The organism is Streptomyces sp. TRM64462 (assembly GCF_013362995.1).
Classification (GTDB): Bacteria; Actinomycetota; Actinomycetes; order Streptomycetales; family Streptomycetaceae; genus Streptomyces.
Genome location: NZ_JABWDV010000344.1, coordinates 14129 through 36235, shown reverse-complemented (window position 1 = coordinate 36235; position 22107 = coordinate 14129). Strand labels below are relative to the sequence as shown.

Annotated in this window: 20 protein-coding genes; all 20 read left to right on the top strand. The window is 70.7% G+C overall.

Annotation, left to right across the window (positions count from 1 at the left end; genetic code table 11):
• The 20 genes from lysA to HTZ82_RS17825 all read left to right on the top strand — a co-directional run bounded on the left by lysA (position 1) and on the right by HTZ82_RS17825 (position 22039).
• Entirely contained in the window at positions 1 to 1392 is a 1392-nt protein-coding gene (gene lysA / locus HTZ82_RS17920) for a diaminopimelate decarboxylase (protein WP_175410404.1), read from the top strand.
• Positions 1393 to 1498: 106 nt separating this feature from the next.
• Positions 1499 to 2788, top strand: a complete 1290-nt coding sequence (locus tag HTZ82_RS17915) for a homoserine dehydrogenase (protein WP_175410437.1) — start codon at positions 1499 to 1501, stop codon at positions 2786 to 2788.
• 7 nt (positions 2789 to 2795) lie between these two features.
• Positions 2796 to 3866 carry a threonine synthase gene (gene thrC / locus HTZ82_RS17910; RefSeq protein WP_175410403.1) on the top strand — a complete coding sequence of 357 codons (1071 nt, stop codon included), beginning with the start codon at positions 2796 to 2798 and terminating at the stop codon, positions 3864 to 3866.
• A 338-nt stretch (positions 3867 to 4204) separates the two neighbouring features.
• On the top strand, positions 4205 to 5122 hold the full coding sequence (thrB, locus tag HTZ82_RS17905; RefSeq protein ID WP_175410402.1) for a homoserine kinase: 918 nt from the start codon (positions 4205 to 4207) through the stop codon (positions 5120 to 5122).
• Between the two features lie 437 nt (positions 5123 to 5559).
• A complete protein-coding gene (gene rho, locus HTZ82_RS17900; protein WP_175410401.1) occupies positions 5560 to 7695 on the top strand; it encodes a transcription termination factor Rho in 2136 nt (711 codons plus the stop codon).
• Between the two features lie 345 nt (positions 7696 to 8040).
• The gene (locus HTZ82_RS17895) at positions 8041 to 9810 is read left to right on the top strand and encodes a trypsin-like serine protease (protein WP_217624268.1); all 1770 of its coding nucleotides are present in this window, start codon (positions 8041 to 8043) and stop codon (positions 9808 to 9810) included.
• Between the two features lie 199 nt (positions 9811 to 10009).
• A complete protein-coding gene (locus HTZ82_RS17890; protein WP_175410435.1) occupies positions 10010 to 11104 on the top strand; it encodes an LCP family protein in 1095 nt (364 codons plus the stop codon).
• A gap of 182 nt (positions 11105 to 11286) precedes the next feature.
• On the top strand, positions 11287 to 11511 hold the full coding sequence (rpmE, locus tag HTZ82_RS17885; protein ID WP_149181220.1) for a 50S ribosomal protein L31: 225 nt from the start codon (positions 11287 to 11289) through the stop codon (positions 11509 to 11511).
• Positions 11512 to 11618: 107 nt separating this feature from the next.
• The gene (gene prfA, locus HTZ82_RS17880) at positions 11619 to 12695 is read left to right on the top strand and encodes a peptide chain release factor 1 (RefSeq protein ID WP_175410400.1); all 1077 of its coding nucleotides are present in this window, start codon (positions 11619 to 11621) and stop codon (positions 12693 to 12695) included.
• 73 nt (positions 12696 to 12768) lie between these two features.
• Positions 12769 to 13650 (top strand): peptide chain release factor N(5)-glutamine methyltransferase, encoded by an 882-nt coding sequence (gene prmC, locus HTZ82_RS17875; protein ID WP_175410399.1) that lies wholly within the window; start codon positions 12769 to 12771, stop codon positions 13648 to 13650.
• Between the two features lie 34 nt (positions 13651 to 13684).
• Positions 13685 to 14332 (top strand): L-threonylcarbamoyladenylate synthase, encoded by a 648-nt coding sequence (locus tag HTZ82_RS17870; protein ID WP_175410398.1) that lies wholly within the window; start codon positions 13685 to 13687, stop codon positions 14330 to 14332.
• Positions 14329 to 14967, top strand: a complete 639-nt coding sequence (locus tag HTZ82_RS17865) for a protein-tyrosine-phosphatase (RefSeq protein WP_175410397.1) — start codon at positions 14329 to 14331, stop codon at positions 14965 to 14967. Before HTZ82_RS17870 ends, HTZ82_RS17865 begins: the two co-directional genes overlap by 4 nt.
• 219 nt (positions 14968 to 15186) lie before the next feature.
• Entirely contained in the window at positions 15187 to 16455 is a 1269-nt protein-coding gene (gene glyA, locus HTZ82_RS17860) for a serine hydroxymethyltransferase (protein ID WP_175410396.1), read from the top strand.
• A gap of 106 nt (positions 16456 to 16561) precedes the next feature.
• The gene (locus tag HTZ82_RS17855) at positions 16562 to 17887 is read left to right on the top strand and encodes an MraY family glycosyltransferase (RefSeq protein WP_175410395.1); all 1326 of its coding nucleotides are present in this window, start codon (positions 16562 to 16564) and stop codon (positions 17885 to 17887) included.
• Positions 17888 to 18176: 289 nt separating this feature from the next.
• Entirely contained in the window at positions 18177 to 18515 is a 339-nt protein-coding gene (locus tag HTZ82_RS17850; RefSeq protein ID WP_254711934.1) for a hypothetical protein, read from the top strand.
• 331 nt (positions 18516 to 18846) lie between these two features.
• Positions 18847 to 19284, top strand: coding sequence for a hypothetical protein (locus HTZ82_RS17845; protein ID WP_175410394.1), 438 nt, complete (start codon positions 18847 to 18849; stop codon positions 19282 to 19284).
• A 225-nt stretch (positions 19285 to 19509) separates the two neighbouring features.
• A complete protein-coding gene (gene atpB, locus HTZ82_RS17840; protein WP_175410393.1) occupies positions 19510 to 20319 on the top strand; it encodes a F0F1 ATP synthase subunit A in 810 nt (269 codons plus the stop codon).
• 77 nt (positions 20320 to 20396) lie between these two features.
• Positions 20397 to 20639 (top strand): ATP synthase F0 subunit C, encoded by a 243-nt coding sequence (gene atpE / locus HTZ82_RS17835; RefSeq protein ID WP_175410392.1) that lies wholly within the window; start codon positions 20397 to 20399, stop codon positions 20637 to 20639.
• Between the two features lie 42 nt (positions 20640 to 20681).
• Positions 20682 to 21227, top strand: a complete 546-nt coding sequence (locus tag HTZ82_RS17830; protein ID WP_175410391.1) for a F0F1 ATP synthase subunit B — start codon at positions 20682 to 20684, stop codon at positions 21225 to 21227.
• On the top strand, positions 21224 to 22039 hold the full coding sequence (locus HTZ82_RS17825) for a F0F1 ATP synthase subunit delta (RefSeq protein WP_175410390.1): 816 nt from the start codon (positions 21224 to 21226) through the stop codon (positions 22037 to 22039). The genes HTZ82_RS17830 and HTZ82_RS17825 overlap by 4 nt, the downstream gene beginning before the upstream one ends.
• Positions 22040 to 22107: the final 68 nt, after the last annotated feature.

Sequence of the window (22107 nt, the reverse complement as noted above, 5' to 3'; positions counted from 1 at the left end):
ATGAGCCGTTCCGCGCACCCCGCCGGGCCCCGCCACGCCGACGTCCTCCCCGAAGGCCACTACACGGCGCCGCCCGCCGACCTCAACCACCTCGACCCCAAGGTCTGGGCCCGCACCGTCCAGCGGGACGACGACGGCGTGCTCACCGTCGGAGGGCTGCGCGTCACCCGGCTCGCCGAGGAGTTCGGGACGCCCGCCTACATCCTCGACGAGACCGACTTCCGCGCCCGCTGCCGCGCCTGGGCCGACGCCTTCGGCAAGGACGCCGATGTCTTCTACGCCGGGAAGGCGTTCCTCTCGCGGGCCGTCGTGCGGTGGCTGCACGAAGAGGGGCTCAACCTCGACGTCTGCTCCGGAGGCGAGCTCGCCACCGCGCTCTCCGCCGGCATGCCCGCCGACCGGATCGCCTTCCACGGCAACAACAAGAGCGAGAAGGAGATCCGCGACGCCGTCGCGGCCGGCGTCGGGCGCATCGTCCTCGACTCCTTCCAGGAGATCGTGCGCGTCGCCCACATCGCCCGGGAACTCGGCACGCGGCAGCGCGTCCAGATCCGGGTGACCGTCGGAGTCGAGGCGCACACCCACGAGTTCATCGCCACTGCCCACGAGGACCAGAAGTTCGGCATCGCGCTCGCCGGCGGGCAGGCCGCCGAGGCCGTGCGCCGCGCCCTCCAGCTCGACTCGCTCGAACTCGTGGGAATCCACTCGCACATCGGGTCCCAGATCTTCGACATGGCGGGCTTCGAGGTCGCCGCGCGGCGGGTCGTCTCGCTGCTGGCCGCCATCCGGGACGAGCACGGCGTCGAGCTGCCCGAGATCGACCTCGGCGGCGGGCTCGGCATCGCGTACACCTCCGACGACGACCCGCGTGAGCCGCACGAGATCGCCAAGGCCCTCAACGAGATCGTCACCCGCGAGTGCGAGGCCGCCGGGCTCGCCACGCCCCGTATCTCCGTCGAGCCCGGGCGGGCCGTCGTCGGGCCCACCGCCTTCACGCTGTACGAGGTGGGCACCGTCAAGCCCCTCGACGGGCTCCGTACGTACGTCTCCGTCGACGGCGGCATGTCCGACAACATCAGGACCGCCCTGTACGACGCCGAGTACAGCGTCGCCCTCGTCTCCCGCACCTCCGACGCCGAGCCCATGCTCAGCCGGGTCGTCGGCAAGCACTGCGAGAGCGGCGACATCGTGGTCAAGGACGCGTTCCTGCCCGCGGACCTCGCGCCCGGCGATCTGCTCGCCGTGCCGGCCACCGGGGCGTACTGCCGGTCCATGGCCAGCAACTACAACCACGCACTTCGCCCGCCCGTCGTCGCCGTGCGCGACGGCGAGGCGCGGGTGATCGTCCGGCGTGAGACGGAGGAAGATCTCCTGCGTCTCGATGTCGGGTAATGAAATAGGTGTCTCAGGATCCGGACGGAGGATAGAAACTCCCGTCCGGTGAGTGAGACTGGAGCACCGTAGAAATACGACGTAGGACAGGAAACGAGGTCGGATGATGCGTACGCGTCCGCTGAAGGTGGCGCTGCTGGGCTGTGGAGTGGTCGGCTCCGAGGTGGCGCGCATCATGACGACGCACGCCGACGATCTCGCCGCGCGCATCGGCGCCCCGGTCGAGCTCGCCGGGGTCGCCGTCCGCCGCCCGTCCAAGGTCCGCGAGGGCATCGACCCCGAGCTGGTCACCACCGACGCCATGGCCCTCGTCAAGCGCGGGGACATCGACGTCGTCGTCGAGGTGATCGGAGGGGTCGAGCCCGCTCGTACGCTCATCACCACGGCCTTCGAGCACGGCGCGTCCGTCGTCTCCGCCAACAAGGCCCTCCTCGCCCAGGACGGCGCCGCGCTGCACGCCGCCGCCGAGGAGCACGGGCGGGATCTCTACTACGAGGCCGCCGTCGCCGGCGCCATCCCGCTGATCAGGCCGCTGCGCGAGTCCCTCGCAGGCGACAAGGTCAACCGTGTCCTGGGCATCGTCAACGGCACGACCAACTTCATCCTCGACAAGATGGACACCTCCGGGGCCGGCTATTCGGAGGCCCTGGACGAGGCCACCGCGCTCGGGTACGCCGAGGCCGACCCGACCGCCGACGTCGAGGGCTTCGACGCCGCCGCCAAGGCCGCCATCCTGGCCGGTATCGCCTTCCACACCCGCGTACGGCTCGACGACGTCTACCGCGAGGGCATGACCGAGGTCACCGCCGCCGACTTCGCCTCCGCCAAACGCATGGGCTGCACCATCAAACTGCTCGCCATCTGCGAGCGCGCCGCCGACGGCGGGTCCGTCACCGCGCGCGTGCACCCCGCGATGATCCCGCTCACCCACCCGCTGGCCAGCGTCCGCGGCGCGTACAACGCCGTGTTCGTCGAGTCCGACGCGGCCGGGCAGCTCATGTTCTACGGTCCGGGCGCCGGCGGTTCCCCGACCGCGTCGGCCGTGCTCGGCGACCTCGTCGCCGTCTGCCGCAACCGCCTCAACGACGCGACGGGGCCCGGCGACTCCGCGTACACCCAGCTGCCCGTGAGCCCCATGGGCGAGGTCGTCACGCGCTACCACATCAGCCTCGACGTGGCCGACAAGCCGGGCGTCCTCGCCCAGGTCGCGACGGTCTTCGCCGAGCACGGGGTGTCGATCGACACCGTCCGTCAGCAGGGCAAGGACGGGGAAGCCTCCCTCGTCGTTGTCACCCACCGCGCGCCCGACGCCGCCCTCAACGGGACCGTCGAGGCGCTGCGCAAGCTCGACACCGTACGCGGTGTCGCCAGCATCATGCGTGTTGAAGGGGAGTAAAGGACCCATGACCAGCAAGGGCACCCATCAGTGGCGCGGCATCATCGAGGAGTACCGGGACCGCCTTCCGGTCACGGACACCACGCCCGTCGTCACGCTCCGTGAGGGTGGTACGCCGCTCGTCCCGGCCCAGGTCCTCTCCGAGCGCACCGGCTGCGAGGTTCATCTGAAGGTCGAGGGCGCCAACCCCACCGGTTCCTTCAAGGACCGCGGCATGACCATGGCCATCACCAGGGCCAAGGAGGAGGGCGCCAAGGCCGTCATCTGCGCCTCCACCGGCAACACCTCCGCCTCCGCCGCCGCCTACGCCGTACGGGCCGGGATGGTGTCCGCCGTCCTCGTGCCGCAGGGCAAGATCGCCCTGGGCAAGATGGGCCAGGCCCTCGTCCACGGCGCGAAGATCCTCCAGGTCGACGGCAACTTCGACGACTGTCTGACGCTGGCCCGCGCCCTGTCCGACAACTACCCCGTCGCGCTGGTCAATTCGGTCAACCCGGTCCGTATCGAGGGCCAGAAGACCGCCGCGTTCGAGATCGTGGACATGCTCGGCGACGCCCCCGACATCCACGTCCTGCCCGTCGGCAACGCCGGCAACATCACCGCGTACTGGAAGGGCTACCGCGAGTACGCGGCGGACGGCACGGCCACGCGGACGCCCCGCATGTGGGGCTTCCAGGCGTCCGGCTCCGCTCCGCTCGTACGCGGCGAGGTCGTCAAGGACCCGTCGACCATCGCCACCGCCATCCGCATCGGCAACCCGGCCTCCTGGCAGTACGCGCTGGCGGCCCGCGACGAGTCCGGCGGCTTCATCGACGAGGTGACGGACCGTGAGATCCTGCGCGCCTACCGGCTGTTGGCCGCCCAGGAGGGCGTCTTCGTGGAGCCCGCGTCCGCCGCGTCCGTCGCAGGCCTGCTGAAGGCCGCGGAGCAGGGCAAGGTCGACCCGGGCCAGACCATCGTCTGCACGGTCACCGGCAACGGCCTCAAGGACCCCGACTGGGCCGTCGCCGGAGCGCCGCAGCCCGTCACCGTCCCGGTCGACGCCGCGGCCGCCGCCCAGCGCCTCGGCCTCGCCTGACCCGGCCGGACGGGCCGCCGCCGTATCCGCTGAACCCGCCGGAACTCCGCCGGACCCCCGTCCGACCTGGACGAACGCGACCAGAACCGATCGTAGGAGCACAGGAAGGCACGCGACACGCATCGTGCGCCTCCTGTGCGCCCTATGTCGCGGCAGAACCTTCCTTCGATAGGCTGTACCGAACCCACCCCGCCGCATATGCCGCGGGTGACGTTGCCGTTGGTGACTGCCGGAACGGCCCCTGGGTCCTCGTACGTCGACGTAAGCCTCGCAGTCCCCGCCCATCCCCACCCCGCAGGTCACCCCCGCAGGTCCAGATCAAGGAGAGTCAACGAGCGATGGCCGGTCCAGCGTTCCGCGCCGCCGCCGTCCGGGTGCGCGTGCCCGCCACCAGCGCCAACCTCGGCCCCGGCTTCGACGCCTTCGGCCTGGCCCTGGGGCTGTACGACGACGTCGTCGTCCGCGTCGCCGACTCCGGACTGCACATCGACATCGCCGGTGAGGGCGCCGACACCCTCCCGCGCGACGAGAGCCACCTCCTCGTCCGCTCCCTGCGCACCGCCTTCGACCTGCTCGGCGGCCAGCCCCGCGGTCTCGAGGTCGTCTGCGCCAACCGCATCCCGCACGGCCGCGGCCTCGGCTCCTCGTCCGCCGCCATCTGCGCGGGCATCGTCGCCGCCCGCGCCGTCACCATAGGCGGCGACGGCAAGCTCGACGACGCCGCGCTGCTGGAGCTCGCCACCGAGATCGAGGGGCACCCCGACAACGTCGCCGCGTGCCTCCTCGGCGGATTCACCCTGGCCTGGACCGAGGCCGGTGCCGCCCGCGCGATCAGGATGGATCCCGCGCGTTCCGTCGTTCCGGTGGTTTTCGTCCCCGGAAAGCCGGTACTCACAGAAACAGCGCGCGGCCTGCTGCCCAAGACCGTCCCGCACGTGGACGCCGCGGCCAACGCCGGCCGCGCCGGGCTGCTCGTCGAGGCCCTCACCCGGCGCCCCGAGCTGCTGCTCGCCGCCACCGAGGACCGGCTGCACCAGGACTACCGGGCCCCGGCCATGCCCGAGAGCATTTCGCTGGTCAACCGACTGCGCGCGGACGGCGTCCCCGCGGTCATCTCCGGTGCGGGCCCCACGGTGCTCGCACTGGCCGAGAACGGCGCGGCGGACAAGGTCGCGCTGCTGGCGGGCGAGGGCTGGGCGGCCAACCGGCTCAGCCTCGACGCCGCCGGGGCGAGCGTGCTTCCGCTCGCCCCGTAGCTCCGCAGGAAATACCGCTACGGCGCACACCGCCGGAACAGCGGATCGCCGGACACACGGATTGCCGGTGTGGGAGAGGGGGAATGTTTGTTGGAGCCGGTAGTGTTAACCTCAAGTCTGCACCCGACGTCTTTGTGGCGCGGTGCTCCGTGTCCCCATCAGGGACCACCATTCTTCCGGGAGCCTCCCCGACTGCCTGAGCAGCCTGCCTGAGCAGTTTCGAGCACGCTCCGGAACCGGCGCGCGTCACCCTCGCTTTTCCCAGGAGAGGGCCGAGCAGGGGGCCTCGGGCCGGACCCACGCACGTTATTTCTTCTTCCCGCCGTACCCGGCGGGACCACCGCCCCGGCACGGTCCACACATCAGGGACCGAGGCCGGACAGCACAACCGGTCGCCGAGCCAGAAGGCCGACGTCCGCTCCAGGGAAGGACCCTTCGTGAGCGACACCACCGATCTGATGGGCGTGACTGCCGACAAGTCTGTCGACACCTCCGCGCCCGCCGCAGGTGCTGCCACTGGCACCACCTCACGGCGCCGCCGCTCCGGCACCGGCCTCGAGGGCATGGTCCTGGCCGAGCTGCAGCAGGTCGCGTCCGGCCTCGGCATCAGGGGCACCGCGCGGATGCGCAAGAGCCAGCTGATCGAGGTCATCAAGGAGGCGCAGGCCGGCGGCGGTACGACCGCCGCCAAGAGCGCCGACCCGGGCGCCGCCGCCGAGGCCAAGCCCAAGCGCCGCACCACCTCCCGTACCCGTACGGGCGAGGAGGGCGCGGCCGGCACCGCCAAGGCCGCCGGCAAGGCCGCGGAGGGCGCGGGGGCCGCCGAGACCGCCGGCACCGCTGCCGCCACCGCCACCGCCAAGGACCGGAAGGCGGAGAAGGCCGAGAAGGCCGAGCAGGCCGAGCGCGCCGACAAGGCCGCCGACAGGGCCGCCGCACAGCAGCAAATCGAGATCCCCGGCCAGCCGGTCAGCGACGACGCCGTCGGTGAGCGCCGCCGCCGTCGCGCGACCGCCGCCGCCGGTGCCCCCGCCGCCGAGGCCGAGGCCCGCACCGACGTCCGTACGGAGACCCGCACCGACGTCCGCACCGAGCCCCGCACCGACGGCCAGGGCGGCCAGGCGCAGGGCCAGGGCCAGGGCCAGGTCCAGGCCGAGGCCGGCGCCGACACCGCCGAGGGCGGCCGCCGGGACCGCCAGCGCGACCGCCGGGACCGCCAGCGCGACCGCCGCGACCGCGGCAAGGGCGACGACCAGCAGGGCGGCGGCCAGCGCCAGCAGCGCCAGGGCGCCCCGCAGGGCGGCCAGGGCGGCCCGCAGGACGACGACGACTTCGAGGGCGGCCGGCGCGGTCGCCGCGGCCGCTACCGCGACCGCCGTGGCCGCCGCGGCCGCGACGAGTTCGGCGCCGGCGAGCCGCAGCTCTCCGAGGACGACGTCCTGATCCCCGTCGCGGGCATCCTGGACATCCTCGACAACTACGCGTTCATCCGGACGTCCGGCTACCTGCCCGGCCCGAACGACGTGTACGTGTCGCTCGCCCAGGTCCGCAAGTACGGGCTCCGCAAGGGTGACCACATCACGGGTGCCGTGCGCCAGCCGAAGGAGGGCGAGCGCCGCGAGAAGTTCAACGCGCTGGTCCGCCTCGACTCGGCCAACGGCATGGCCGCCGACTCCGGCCGCGGCCGTCCCGAGTTCAACAAGCTCACCCCGCTGTACCCGCAGGACCGCCTCCGCCTGGAGACGGACCCGGGCGTCCTGACCACCCGCATCATCGACCTGGTCTCGCCCATCGGTAAGGGCCAGCGCGGTCTGATCGTGGCCCCGCCGAAGACCGGCAAGACCATGATCATGCAGGCGATCGCCAACGCGATCACGCACAACAACCCCGAGTGCCACCTCATGGTCGTCCTCGTCGACGAGCGTCCTGAAGAGGTCACCGACATGCAGCGGTCGGTCAAGGGCGAGGTCATCTCCTCGACCTTCGACCGCCCCGCCGAGGACCACACCACGGTCGCCGAGCTGGCCATCGAGCGCGCCAAGCGCCTCGTCGAGCTGGGTCACGACGTGGTCGTCCTGCTGGACTCCATCACCCGCCTGGGCCGCGCGTACAACCTCGCCGCCCCCGCCTCCGGCCGCATCCTGTCCGGTGGTGTCGACTCGACCGCGCTGTACCCGCCGAAGCGCTTCTTCGGCGCCGCGCGGAACATCGAGGACGGCGGCTCGCTGACCATCCTCGCCACCGCGCTGGTCGACACCGGCTCGCGCATGGACGAGGTGATCTTCGAGGAGTTCAAGGGCACCGGCAACATGGAGCTCAAGCTCGACCGGAAGCTCGCCGACAAGCGCATCTTCCCCGCGGTGGACGTCGACGCGTCCGGCACCCGCAAGGAGGAGATCCTGCTCGGCAACGAGGAGCTGGGCATCGTCTGGAAGCTGCGCCGGGTGCTGCACGCGCTCGACCAGCAGCAGGCGATCGAGCTGCTCCTCGACAAGATGAAGCAGACGAAGTCGAACGCCGAGTTCCTGCTGCAGATCCAGAAGACGACGCCGTCCGCCGGCAACAACGACTGACGTCCGTCTGACGCAGCGTCAGCAGCGCACACGCCGACCGCCCCGCCACCGCACGGTGACGGGGCGGTCGGCGTTGCGGCGTTCCGGCGTGAGCACACGGGTTCCCCGCACCCCATACGCCGCTGGTCAATCGCGGGTTGACGGGCGTAGCATCCTCTCCATTCAGGTGGGGGGGAAATCCACCGCGCACACTCATCCGGGCGGAGCCCGTCATCTGTGCTGCCGTAGATCTGTTGTGCCCCACCGCGACATGAGTCTTCCGGTGGGGCGGTCGCGCCCCACCGGTCAATTCCGAGGGGTATACGAGTGCAGGAACGCACCCGTGGTGGCCGGCACAAGCGCAGGATGAAGCTCGCGCTCCCGGCCGTGGCCACGGCGGTCGCACTGCTTGGTGTGGGCATCACGCTCACCGCAACGCAGTCCGCAGAGGCCGCCGGCGCCCGCGTCAGCGCCGCACCGCAGAAGCTGACGGAGCCGTCGCAGAGCGAGCTCCGCAAGCGCGTCATCGCCGCGATGGAGGGCGACGCCGTCAGCAAGCGCAGCCTGGTCAAGCAGCCGGACAGCGCTGCCGAGAACACCGCCGAGGACACCACCGAGAGCGGTACCACCAGCGCGCCCGCCGCCCGCATCATCGGCGGACAGGAGACCACCATCTCGTCCGCCCCGTGGATGGCACAGCTCTACTTCCGCGACAGCTCGGGCGCGGGCTACTTCTGCGGCGGTGTCGTGATCGCCCCGACGAAGGTCGCCACCGCGGCGCACTGCGTCAAGGGCATCCGCTGGTACGAGACCGGTACGGTGGTCGTCGGTACGGACCAGCTGCCCACCACGAATGCCGACGGAAGCCTCGACTACCACGGCGGCGAGGCGCGCGGCGCCTACCGCCAGTGGAACCACCCGCAGTACAGCCCGTACACCGTCAACAACGATGTGGCCGTTCTCACGCTGACCTCGCCCGTCAGCGTGAAGACGCTGCCGCTCGCCCAGCCGACGGACTCCGCGCTGTACCAGCCGGGCCTGGACGGCAAGGTGTACGGCTGGGGCCGCACCAGCTCCACCAACCCCGACAGCGCCTCCCAGACGCTGAAGGTCGCGGACGCGGACATTGTCTCGGACGCCGACTGCGCGACGGCGTACCCGGACGGCTTCATCGCCGGCAGCATGCTGTGCGCGGGCGCCCCGCCGACCGGTGACGACGCCACGTCCGAGACCACCTGCAACGGCGACTCCGGCGGCCCGCTCGTGGTCCAGGGGAAGCTCGTGGGCATCGTCTCCTGGGGCGACGAGGACTGCTCCGCCGCCGGCAAGTACGGCGTGTACGCGAAGGTCTCCACCTACTCCGCGCACATCCAGTCCCGCGTCGACGACACCAACTGGAACAACGACCACACCGCAGACCTGCTGGCTCGCCGTACGTCCGACAACACCCTGTTCGGCTGGACGTCCAGGGTCACCTCGTTCGCCCGCACCCAGAACCTCGGTTCCTTCGGCGGCGTCACGCTCGCAGTGCAGGCCGACCTGGACCGCGACGACAACCAGGACATCCTGTACCGCGTCAGCAACGGCGATGTGTACTGGGACCACTTCGTCCCGTCGCTCGGCGAGTGGCAGAGCAAGCTGGTGGCGGTCAAGTGGGGCACCCACAAGCAGATCCTGGTCCCCGGTGACGTCACCGGGGACGAGCTGCCCGACATGATCGCCGTCGACTCGGCCGGCACCATGCGCGTGTACCCCGGCCGCGGCAACGGTGGCTTCCAGGCGCCGATTTCCAACGGCACCGGCTGGGGCAACTTCACGATGATGCGCGGCCACGGCGACTTCACCCACGACGGCAACGCCGACATCTTCGCCCGCTACGCGGACGGCCGGACGTTCCTGTACAAGGGCATGGGCGCCACCAGCTCCCGCGTCTTCGACCACCCCGTCCTGGTCGGCGCCTTCGGCTACATGAACGCCATCGTCACCACCGGCGACGTCAACACCGACGGCGTCGCCGACGTCCTGACCCGCGACAAGGCCGGCGCGCTCTGGCTGTACCCGGGTGACGGAAACGGCCGCTTCAAGTCCCGCGTGGCCTTCGGCACCGGCTGGCAGGCGTACAGCCTGTTCGGCTGACGCCCGCCGCGCCTCGCACCGAGGCCAGGCCCTCACGCCCCGCTGTGCCGCGTAACGGCGCACAGCGGGGCGTACCCGTGCACACGCTTCTCTCAGGGACTTCTCAGGCTTCCGTGCAACCCTTTCCCACCGCTCACCGTCTGAGATGCCGTACGGGCAGGGGGACGGGCGGCGGGGCAGCAGCGGGAACGAGGAGACCATGGGCGAGCAGGACAACGGCGGCGGCCGAATACGCGGCGGCGGGCGCCGGCGCAAGGAGCCCGCGAAGGGCCGCGGGGGGCTGAACGCCGCCGCCTGGACCGCGATCGGGCTGCTGGTCGCCGGCGGCGGCGCCCTCGGGGCCGCCTACGTCCAGCTCAACGGCAACATCGAGACCGTCGACATCAACACGCAGCTCGGCGACAACCGCCCGCGCGACATCGACAACGGCTCCATGGACATCCTGGTCCTCGGCTCCGACTCCCGGTCCGGGGACAACTCCGCCTACGGCCGCGACGAGGGCGTCGCCCGCTCCGACACGGCGATGATCGTCCACGTCTACGAGGGCCACAAGAAGGCCAGCGTCGTCTCCGTCCCGCGCGACACCCTGATCACCCGGCCCGAGTGCACCGCCGCCGACGGCACGACCGTGCCCGCCGCGTACCGGGCGATGTTCAACACCGCGTACGAGGTCGGCGGCCCCGCGTGCGCCGTGAAGACCGTCGAGCAGATGTCCGGCATCCGCATGGACCACTACATCGAGGTCGACTTCACGGGCTTCAAGAAGCTCATCGACGAGCTCGGCGGCGTACAGGTCACCACCACCCGGGCGATCAAGGACAAGAGCAGCCACCTCGACCTCCCGGCGGGCACCCACACCCTCGACGGCGAGCAGGCCCTCGGCCTGGTCCGTACCCGCAAGGGTGTCGGCGAGGGCAGCGACCTCGGCCGCATCCAGCTCCAGCAGGCGTTCGTCAAGGCGCTCATGGAGCAGGTCAAGCGGGTCGGCGTCTTCACCAGCCCCGGCAAGCTGTGGGGCCTCGCGGACGCCGCCACCAAGGCCATCCGGCCGGACTCCGAGCTCGACACCGTCAAGGAGCTCGCGGACTTCGGCGCCGGCCTCGCCGACCTCGGCGCCGACGACATCCACATGATCACGCTGCCGGTCGTGTACGACAGGACCGACCCCAACCGTGTCGTGCCGGTCGACCTCAAGGCCCAGCAGGTGTGGACGGCCCTCCGCCAGGACCAGCCGATCCCCGCGTCCGCCGTCGAGGACACCGCCACGGGCAAGGCGGACGGCGTCGTGAAGTAATAAGACGTGAGGCAAGACGTGAGGCAAGACGTGAAGTACGTCGTGAAGTCGCCGGAATACTTCCGGCCCCACCCCGGTTTTGGGAGATACGGCCGGTCCTGGCAGACTGGTACGTCGGCCCCGGTTCACGCACCCGCATCCCGCGCGTGCGACCCGGCGCCCTCCCGAACCTAGGAGACACCTTGAAGCGCGACATCCACCCCGAGTACGTCGAGACGCAGGTCAGCTGCACCTGTGGCGCGTCGTTCACCACCCGCAGCACGATCGAGGCCGGCACCATCCGCGCCGAGGTCTGCTCCGAGTGCCACCCGTTCTACACGGGCAAGCAGAAGATCCTCGACACCGGTGGCCGTGTGGCCCGCTTCGAGGCCCGCTTCGGCAAGGCTGCCGGCTCCGCCAAGAAGTAGCGAGCCGTTCCGCCGGTCTCCGGCCGCCCCGACGGGAGCGGCCGGGACCGGCTTTTTGGTCGTCTCCCGCAGCAGCCCCTTTGTCGTTCGGAAAACAGGAGCCCCCGATGTTCGAGGCGGTCGAGGAACTGGTCGGCGAACACGCCGATCTCGAGAAGAAGCTCGCCGACCCTTCGGTCCACGCCGATCAGGCGAACGCGCGCAAGCTCAACAAGCGCTATGCCGAGCTGACCCCGATCGTCGCCACGTACCGCTCCTGGAAGCAGACCGGCGACGACATCGAGACCGCCCGTGAGTTCGCCGCCGACGACCCCGACTTCATCGCCGAGGTGAAGGAGCTGGAGGTGCGCCGCGAGGAGCTCACCGACAAGCTGCGGCTGCTGCTCGTCCCGCGCGACCCGAGCGACGACAAGGACGTCATCCTGGAGATCAAGGCGGGCGCGGGCGGCGACGAGTCCGCCCTGTTCGCCGGCGATCTTCTGCGGATGTACCTGCGGTACGCCGAGCGCGTCGGCTGGAAGACCGAGATCATCGACGCCACCGAGTCCGAGCTGGGCGGCTACAAGGACGTCCAGGTCGCCGTGAAGACCAAGGGCGGCAACGGCGCCACCGAGCCCGGCCAGGGCGTCTGGGCGCGGCTGAAGTACGAGGGCGGGGTGCACCGCGTGCAGCGCGTGCCCGCCACCGAGTCGCAGGGCCGCATCCACACCTCGGCCGCCGGTGTGCTCGTCACGCCCGAGGCCGAGGAGATCGACGTCGAGATCAACCCGAACGATCTGCGCATCGACGTGTACCGGTCCTCGGGCCCCGGCGGCCAGTCCGTCAACACCACCGACTCGGCCGTCCGCATCACGCACCTGCCGACCGGTGTCGTCGCCTCCTGCCAGAACGAGAAGAGCCAGCTCCAGAACAAGGAGCAGGCCATGCGCATCCTCCGCTCCCGGCTGCTCGCCGCCGCGCAGGAGGAGGCCGAGAAGGAGGCCGCGGACGCCCGCCGCAGCCAGGTCCGCACGGTCGACCGCTCCGAGAAGATCCGGACGTACAACTACCCGGAGAACCGGATCTCGGACCACCGCGTCGGCTTCAAGGCGTACAACCTGGACCAGGTGCTCGACGGCGAGCTCGACGCGGTCATCCAGGCCTGCGTCGACGCCGACGCCGCCGCGAAGCTCTCCGCCGCCTAACCGCGAACCGCGTGGCCGCGTCACCGCGTGGCCGCGTCACCGAAAGCCCGCTCGCTCAGCCCGGAGGACCGACGTGCAGCAATTTGATGGGGGGCGACCCCCAAACCCCCGGAGCGTGCTGCTCGCCGAGGTGGCCCAGGCCACCCAGCGGCTTGCCGACGCCGGCGTGCCGTCACCGCGCTTCGACGCGGAGGAGCTCGCCGCGTTCGTCCACGGCGTCAAGCGGGGGGAACTGCACCACGTCAAGGACGCCGACTTCGACGCCCGCTACTGGGAGGCCGTCGCCCGCCGCGAGGCGCGTGAGCCGCTCCAGCACATCACCGGGCGGGCGTTCTTCCGCTACCTGGAGCTCCAGGTGGGCCCGGGCGTTTTCGTGCCCCGTCCCGAGACCGAGTCGGTCGTCGGGTGGGCGATAGACGCCGTACGGGCCATGGACGTCGTCGAGCCGGTCGTCGTCGACCTGTGCTCGGGCTCCGGCGCGATCGCCCTCGCCATGGCCCAGGAGGTGCCGCGCTCCCGCGTGCACGCCGTGGAGCTGTCCGATGACGCCCTGCGGTGGACGCGCAAGAACGCCGAGGGCACGAGGGTCACCGTCCACCACGGCGACGCCCTGACCGCCCTGCCCGAGCTGGACGGCCAGGTCGACCTGGTCATCTCCAACCCGCCGTACATCCCGCTCACCGAGTGGGAGTACGTCGCGCCCGAGGCCCGCGACCACGACCCGGAGATGGCGTTGTTCTCCGGTGAGGACGGCCTCGATGTGATCCGCGGCATCGAGCGCACCGCGCACCGCCTGCTCCGCCCCGGCGGCCTCGTCGTCGTCGAGCACGCCGACACGCAGGGCGGCCAGGTGCCGTGGATCTTCAACGAGGAGGCCGGCTGGGCTGACGCCGCCGACCACCCCGATCTGAACAACCGGCCGCGCTTCGCGACCGCCCGCAAGGCGCTGCCATGACCCAGCATGTGTATGTGTACGAGGAGGCCCGCTGATGGCACGGCGATACGACTGCAACGACGCGACCGACCGCACGACGGGCCTGCGCGAGGCAGCGTCCGCCGTCCGCCGCGGCGAACTCGTCGTGCTGCCGACGGACACCGTCTACGGCATCGGCGCCGACGCCTTCAGCGCGGAGGCGGTCGCGGACCTGCTGGAGGCCAAGGGGCGCGGCCGCAACATGCCGACGCCCGTCCTCATCGGCTCGCCCAACACCCTGCACGGCCTGGTCACGGACTTCTCCGAGCAGGCGTGGGAGCTCGTCGACGCCTTCTGGCCGGGCGCGCTGACGCTGGTCGCCAAGCACCAGCCGTCCCTGCAGTGGGACCTGGGCGACACCCGCGGCACCGTCGCGATCCGCATGCCGCTGCACCCCGTGGCCATCGAGCTGCTCACGGACGTCGGCCCCATGGCGGTGTCGTCCGCGAACCTGACCGGCCACCCGGCGCCCGAGGACTGCGACGCCGCGCAGGGCATGCTGGGCGACTCCGTGTCCGTCTACCTGGACGGCGGCCCGACGCCGGGCATCGTCCCCTCGTCGATCGTCGACGTCACCCGCGAGGTCCCGCTCCTCCTCCGTGCGGGGGCGGTGTCGGTGGAGGAGCTCCGCAAGGTCGTACCTGACCTCGAGGTGGCGAATTGACCGCCCCTGAGGGGCGTGGCATAGGCAGGGAGCGCACCTTCCGCATCCTCCACGTCAGCACCGGCAACGTGTGCCGCTCGCCGATCACCGAGCGGCTGACCCGGCATGCCCTGTGCGACCGCCTGGGCGATCCGCTGGGCGCCGGGCTGGTCGTGGAGAGCGCCGGCACGTGGGGCCACGAGGGCGCCCCCATGGAGGCCAACGCCGAGACGGTCCTCGCCGACTTCGGCGCCGACGCCGGCGGCTTCGTGGGCCGCGAGCTGATCGACGAGCACGTCATCCGCGCCGACCTGGTCCTCACGGCGACCCGCGACCACCGCGCCCAGGTCATCTCCATGGGCCACAGCGCGGGCCTGCGCACCTTCACCCTGAAGGAGTTCACCCGCCTGGTCCGCGCCATAGACCCCACCACCCTCCCGGATCCCCGGGCCGACGGTGTGGTGGCCCGCGCCCACGCCCTGGTCCACGCGGCGGCGGCGCTGCGCGGCTGGCTCCTGGCGCCGAGCCCGGAGGCGGACGAGGTGAATGATCCGTACGGTGGCCCGATCACGTTCTTCCGGTCGATCGGCGAGGAGATCCACCAGGCGCTGGATCCGGTGGTGACGGCGCTGACGGGGGTCGCGGCCCGACGCTGAGCGGCCGTGGCCGGGCGGAGTCCGGCGCAGCGCTCCCGAAGCCCGCGCAGCGGTGCGAGGGGCGCGTGCAGGATGGTCCGGCGCTGACGGGGGTCGCGGCGCGGCGCTGAGCGGCCGTGGCCGCGTGCCGGCGGGCGCGTGCCGGCGGGCGGGTGACCGGGCCCGGGCCTACATTGGGGGGACGGGGTCCGTCCACGCCGGGAGCGCCTGGAGTCACAGATGCCGGTCACCGCTGGAGTCGAGGACGCGCACACGCGCGCGTACGGCCCGGACGCCGACGCCCTGCGCCGGCAGGACCCCGAGATCGCCGACGTACTGGACGGGGAGGCGCGGCGGCAGCAGGACAGCCTCCAGCTGATCGCCGCCGAGAACTTCACCTCCCCGGCCGTGCTCGCCGCACTCGGCTCGCGACTCGCCAACAAGTACGCCGAGGGCTACCCGGGCGCCCGCTACCACGGCGGGTGCGAGTACGCCGACGCCGCCGAGCGGCTCGCCGTGGAGCGGGCCACCGCCCTGTTCGGCGCCGAACACGCGAACGTCCAGCCGCACTCCGGGTCCTCCGCCGTCCTCGCCGCGTACGCGGCCCTGCTGCGCCCCGGGGACACCGTCCTCGCCATGGGCCTCGCCCACGGCGGCCACCTCACGCACGGCTCGCCCGCCAACTTCTCCGGCCGGTGGTTCGAGTTCGTGCCGTACGGCGTCGACGCCGAGAGCGGCCTCGTCGACCACGCGCAGGTCCGCGCCCTCGCCCACCAGCACCGGCCCAAGGCCGTCGTGTGCGGCTCGATCTCGTACCCACGGCACCTCGACTACGCCGCGTTCCGCGAGATCGCCGACGAGGTCGGCGCGGCCCTGATCGTCGACGCCGCCCACCCCATCGGCCTGGTCGCCGGGGGAGCGGCGCCCAACCCCGTCCCGTACGCCGACGTCGTGTGCGCGACCACGCACAAGGTGCTGCGCGGCCCGCGCGGCGGCATGGTGCTGTGCGGCCACGAGCTGGCGGAGCGGATCGACCGCGCCGTGTTCCCGTTCACGCAGGGCGGCGCGCAGATGCACACCATCGCCGCGAAGGCCGTCGCCTTCGGGGAGGCCGCGACGCCCGGGTTCACGGCGTACGCCCACCAGGTCGTCGCCAACGCGCGCGTGCTGGCCGCGCTGCTCGCCGGGCACGGCCTGCACATCACCACGGGCGGCACCGACACGCACCTCGTCACCGCCGACCCCGCACCCCTGGGCATCGACGGCCGCACCGCACGGGCCCGCCTCGCGGCCGCCGGGATGGTCGTGGACACCTGCGCCCTGCCGTACGGCGACGGCCGCGGCATCCGCTTCGGCACCGCCGCGGTGACCACCCAGGGCATGGGCGCCCCGGAGATGGAGCGGATCTCCGCCCTGTTCGCGGCGGCGCTCCGTACGGACGACGACGCCCGCGCCGTACGCGCCGAGGTGCGTGAACTGGCCGAGCGATTTCCCCCGTATCGGGGGTAGTCGCCCCCGCCCGCAACCGTGCGCGGCTGACGGGTGTCCTCCACCACATGGGTGGCGCGACTAGGGTGTGGGGCTGTGACGGCCAGCTATTCCTGTGGGGCAGCCCGTGCGTGATTACCTGCTGACGCTCTGCATCACGGCCGCGGTGACCTATCTGCTCACCGGGCCGGTGCGGAAGTTCGCCATCGCGTCCGGGGCGATGCCCGAGATCCGCGCCCGCGACGTGCACCGCGAGCCGACGCCCAGGCTCGGCGGCATCGCCATGTTCTTCGGGCTCTGCGCGGGGCTCCTCGTCGCCGACCACCTGGACCGGCTCAACAGCGTCTTCGCGCTCTCCAACGAGCCGCGCGCGCTGCTCTCCGGCGCCGCCCTGATCTGGCTGATCGGCGTTCTGGACGACAAGTTCGAGATCGACGCCCTGATCAAGCTCGGCGGGCAGATGATCGCCGCCGGTGTGATGGTGATGCAGGGCCTGACGATCCTGTGGCTGCCCATCCCGGGCATCGGGACGGTCGGTCTCACCCAGTGGCAGGGCACCCTCCTGACCGTCGCCCTGGTGGTCCTGACCATCAACGCCGTGAACTTCGTCGACGGCCTCGACGGCCTCGCCGCCGGCATGGTGTGCATCGCGTCCGCGGCGTTCTTCCTGTACGCGTACCGGATCTGGTTCGGATACGGCATCGAGGCCGCCGCCCCGGCCACGCTGTTCGCCGCGGTGCTCATGGGCATGTGCCTGGGCTTCCTGCCGCACAACATGCACCCGGCGCGGATCTTCATGGGCGACTCGGGCTCCATGCTGATCGGCCTGGTGCTGGCCGCGTCCGCCATCTCGATCACGGGCCAGGTGGACCCGGACGCGCTGAAGATCTTCGAGGGCTCGACCCGTCAGGCCACGCACGCGGCGCTGCCCGTCTTCATCCCGCTGCTGCTGCCGCTGACGATCATCGCGATCCCGATGGCCGACCTGTTCCTGGCCATCGTGCGCCGCACCTGGAAGGGCCAGTCGCCGTTCGCCGCCGACCGCGGGCACCTGCACCACCGGCTGCTCGAAGTGGGCCACTCGCACAGCCGGGCCGTGTTCATCATGTACTTCTGGTCCGCGCTGATCGGCTTCGGAACGCTGATGTACTCGGTGCACTCCGCGTCCATGTGGATCATGCTGCCGATCGTCGCGCTGAGCGCCCTGGGCCTGGTGCTGCTGCTCCTGCCCCGCTTCAAGCCGCGCGCCCCGCTGTGGGCCCAGTCCTTCGTGCCGCCCCGCTACCGCCGCCGCAAGCTCGCGCCCCAGCCGCCTCAGTCGCCCCCGGGGTCCCCGGAGTCCCCCGAGCCCCTGGCGGCGCCCCGCCAGGTCCCCGCGGGAGTCAACGGCGCGACGGCCATCGGCGCCCGCGCCCACTTCTCCGAACGACGGAAGGCCGGAACGCCGAGTTGACCTGGCCTGACTGCTCTGGCCAGAAGTCTTGGTGATCGAGATCACGAACTGGGCCGCCGGGGCCCAGGCCGCTCTCTTTCCGCAGCACACAGAATCAGCTCTCCCATCTGAGTCCAGATGGGAGCCGGGCAGCCAAGGTCTTTCTGAGCCGTAGGAACGCCGATCTCCTGGCCCCGCGACCCATTGAGACTTCAACTTCCACTGTCTGCGATAGCGTCCCGGTGAAGGCAGAGCGTTACAGGCCGTGACCAGGCCGATGCCTTCGTCACATCGATTCTGGGGAGATCGAATGCGTAGGACCGCAAGTCTGCTCGCTGCGCTGACCATGGCCGGGGGACTGGTGTCCGTCGGGGGTGCGGCGGCAGTTGCCGCACCTCAGGGGGCTGCCGGGGCCGCGACGATCGCGACCGCGCAGGCCGACTGTGTCAAGGTCGTCCGGTGGTACAACAGCAGGTCGAACCGCATGGTGGAAGTGCGGAACAACTGCGCCCGGACGGCTTGCTTCACGGTGACCCTCGACTGGAGGAAGGACCCGAAGTTCTCCATCGGGCCGAACAGGCAGGACTCTTTCCGATACGCCGGGACCCTGTGGACCAAGGGGACGGGCATCAAGAACGTCGCCTGCTGAGACACACCGGCCAGGAGGCCGTTCCTCCGGGTGGCCCCACCGCGTTGTCGCGGTGGGGCCACTACGCTGTTCGGGAGTTGACGAGTTCGCCCATAGCAGGCAAAACGGTTAGCGGTATGCGCACACGCGCACCATCACTCTCAAGTGTGAGAGCTAGCACACCTTCGGGTAAAGACCTCCCCAAATAGTTTGTGATACCGTTCACGAGACCCGGCGAGAGTGCCGAAGGGCCGTAGTGCGATGGTCCGTTGGCACCGAGATCTGACTCGGCCGGGGCCTACGCTCGTCCATGACGACACCACTGCCCCCACCAGTAAGCGGAGATGCCGCCATGCCGTCCAACGACGCCCGCACCCTCCTGCACGCCGCCGTACCCACCCTCGCGACCGGCGCCGTCGGCGCGGTGGTCAGCGGGGTGCTGGCCGGCGGCAAGGGGGTGATCGGAGCTGTCCTGGGCACCGTTGTGGTCGTGCTCTTCATGGGGCTGGGGATGATCGTCCTCCAGCGCACGGCGAAGTCCCTGCCGCATCTGTTCCAGGCCATGGGCCTGATGCTCTACACGTCGCAGTTGCTGCTTCTCTTCATCGTCATGTCGCTGCTGAAGAACACCACGCTGTTCGACTTCAAGGCCTTCGGTTTCACGCTGCTCGCCGCCACGATCGTCTGGGTCGCCGCGCAGGCACGCGCCTACATGACCGCCAAGATCCTTTACGTCGACCCCGCGTCGGACAACGGCGGCCGGACCGCGAAGAGCGGGTCCACGGCGTGAGAGGTAGGGCCGGGATAAGCAGCCGTTCGAGATGCTGCTATCGTCCGAAGCCACATGCGGCACTGCGGGCGCGGCCATCCGAGCTGACGCCTGTCCCAGCGCGACGCTCGACGCCGAACCGCCGCCCCCTTATCCGTAAGACCAGTCCAGTGCCGAACCGCGGCTGCGTGCCGCGCCGACACAACGAGGTTGCCGTACCTATGCGCCACGCTGAAGGAGCCCGCGGTGAGTGCTGACCTGACGCTTGCCTTCGACCCCGATTGCCACATCTTCACCGGATGCGGCTTCCCGGCGCCGGGCCTCCACACGTTCCTGTACGAGCCCATCGCCACCGTCGGCGGCTTCGAGTTCACCAAGCCGATGCTGCTCGCGCTGCTGGGGTCGATCGCGATCATCGCGTTCTTCTGGGCCGCCTTCGCCAAGCCGAAGGTGGTTCCCGGCAAGGTCCAGATGATCGGTGAGGCCGGGTACGACTTCGTCCGCCGCGGGATCGTCTACGAGATCATCGGCAAGAAGGACGGCGAGAAGTACGTGCCGTTCATGGTCTCGCTGTTCTTCTTCGTGTGGATCATGAACCTCTGGTCCATCATCCCGCTCGCGCAGTTCCCGGTCACCTCGCTGATCGCCTTCCCGGCCGGTCTCGCCGCGATCGTCTACGTGATGTGGGTCGGCCTGACCTTCAAGAAGCACGGCTTCGCCGGCGGCTGGAAGAACATCCTCGGCTACGACAAGTCCCTCGGCGCCATCCTGCCGCTGATCATGGTGCTCGAGTTCTTCTCGAACCTGATCATCCGCCCCTTCACGCACGCGGTCCGACTGTTCGCGAACATGTTCGCCGGTCACCTGCTGATCGTGATGTTCTCCCTGGCCACCTGGTACCTGATGAACGGCCTCGGCTTCGTCTACGCCGGTGCCTCGTTCGTCATGGTCATCGTGATGACCGCCTTCGAGCTCTTCATCCAGGCCGTCCAGGCGTACGTCTTCGTGCTCCTGGCCTCCAGCTACATCCAGGGCGCGCTCTCCGAGCACCACTGAGCCCGTCCGCACCTCACGACCCCAGCCATCCGGTGGCCAACCCCCACCGGGTCACTGAAAGAGAAGGAAGAACCGGCATGTCCGCTCTCCAGCAGCTCGCCGCCGCCGACACCGTTTCCGGCAACGTCTCCGCCATTGGTTACGGTCTCGCGGCCATCGGCCCCGGCGTCGGCGTCGGCATCATCTTCGGTAACGGCACCCAGGCCCTGGCCCGCCAGCCCGAGGCGGCCGGTCTGATCCGTACCAACCAGATCATGGGTTTCGCCTTCTGTGAGGCGCTCGCCCTCATCGGCATCGTCATGGGCTTCGTCTACCAGTAAGCCGGACCGACAGCCCAGAACCCTTTCACGGAAGGCACTGATGTGAACGCTCTGTTCCTTGCACAGGCTGAGGAGCCTCAGAATCCTCTCCTGCCGCATCTCGACGAGCTCGTCATCGGCCTGATCGCCTTCGCCATCGTCTTCGGCTTCCTCGCCAAGAAGCTGCTCCCGAACATCAACAAGGTTCTGGAGCAGCGCCGCGAGGCCATCGAGGGCGGGATCGAGAAGGCCGAGTCGGCCCAGATCGAGGCCCAGAGTGTGCTTGAGCAGTACAAGGCTCAGCTCGCCGAGGCCCGCCACGAGGCCGCGCGTCTGCGCCAGGAGGCACAGGAGCAGGGCGCCGCGATCATCGCCGAGATGAAGGCGGAGGGCCAGCGCCAGCGCGAGGAGATCGTCGCGGCCGGCCACGCCCAGATCGAGGCCGACCGCAAGGCGGCCGCCGCCGCCCTGCGCCAGGACGTCGGCAAGCTCGCCACCGACCTGGCCGGCAAGCTGGTCGGCGAGTCCCTCGAGGACTCCGCCCGCCAGAGCCGCACCATCGACCGCTTCCTCGACGAGCTCGAGGAGAAGGCCGAGGCCGCCCGATGAACGGAGCGAGCCGCGAGGCACTGGCTGCCACACGTGAGCGTCTCGACGCGCTGACCGACAACACGTCGGTCGACGCGGCGAAGCTCGCCGAGGAGCTGGCCGCCGTCACCGCGCTGCTCGACCGCGAGGTGTCGCTGCGTCGGGTCCTCACCGACCCGGCGCAGGCCGGAGAGGCCAAGGCCGACCTGGCCACGCGACTGCTGAGCGGTCAGGTGGGCGGCGAGACCGTCGACCTGGTCTCCGGCATGGTCCGCGCCCGCTGGTCCCAGTCGCGCGACCTGGTCGACGCGATCGAGGAGCTGGCGAACACCGCGGACCTCACCGCGGCCCAGAAGGCCGGCGCGCTCGACGACGTCGAGGACGAGCTGTTCCGGTTCGGCCGGATCACCGCCTCCAGCGCCGAGCTGCGCGCCGCGCTCACGGACCGTGCCGCCACGGCCACGGCCAAGGGCGAGCTGCTGCGCCGCCTCCTCGGCGGCAAGGCCAACCCGGTCACCGAGCGGCTGATCGTGCGCCTTGTGACCCAGCCGCGGGGACGTAGCCTGGAGGCGGGACTCGAGTCCCTGTCCAAGCTCGCCGCCGCGCGCCGGGACCGCATGGTCGCGGTCGTCACCTCGGCGGTCCCGCTCAGCGACCGGCAGAAGCAGCGCCTCGGCGCCGTTCTGGCCACGCTGTACGGCCGCCAGATGCACCTGAACCTGGACGTCGACCCCACGGTCGTCGGCGGGATCTCGGTGCGGGTCGGTGACGAGGTCATCAACGGCACGATCGCCACGCGCCTCGAAGAGGCATCGCGGCGACTGGCCGGCTGACGACCGGCCGGCAGCCAGGTCAGCAAAGACAAAAAGCGTTACCTACGGCCCGGTTGGGCCGTGCACAG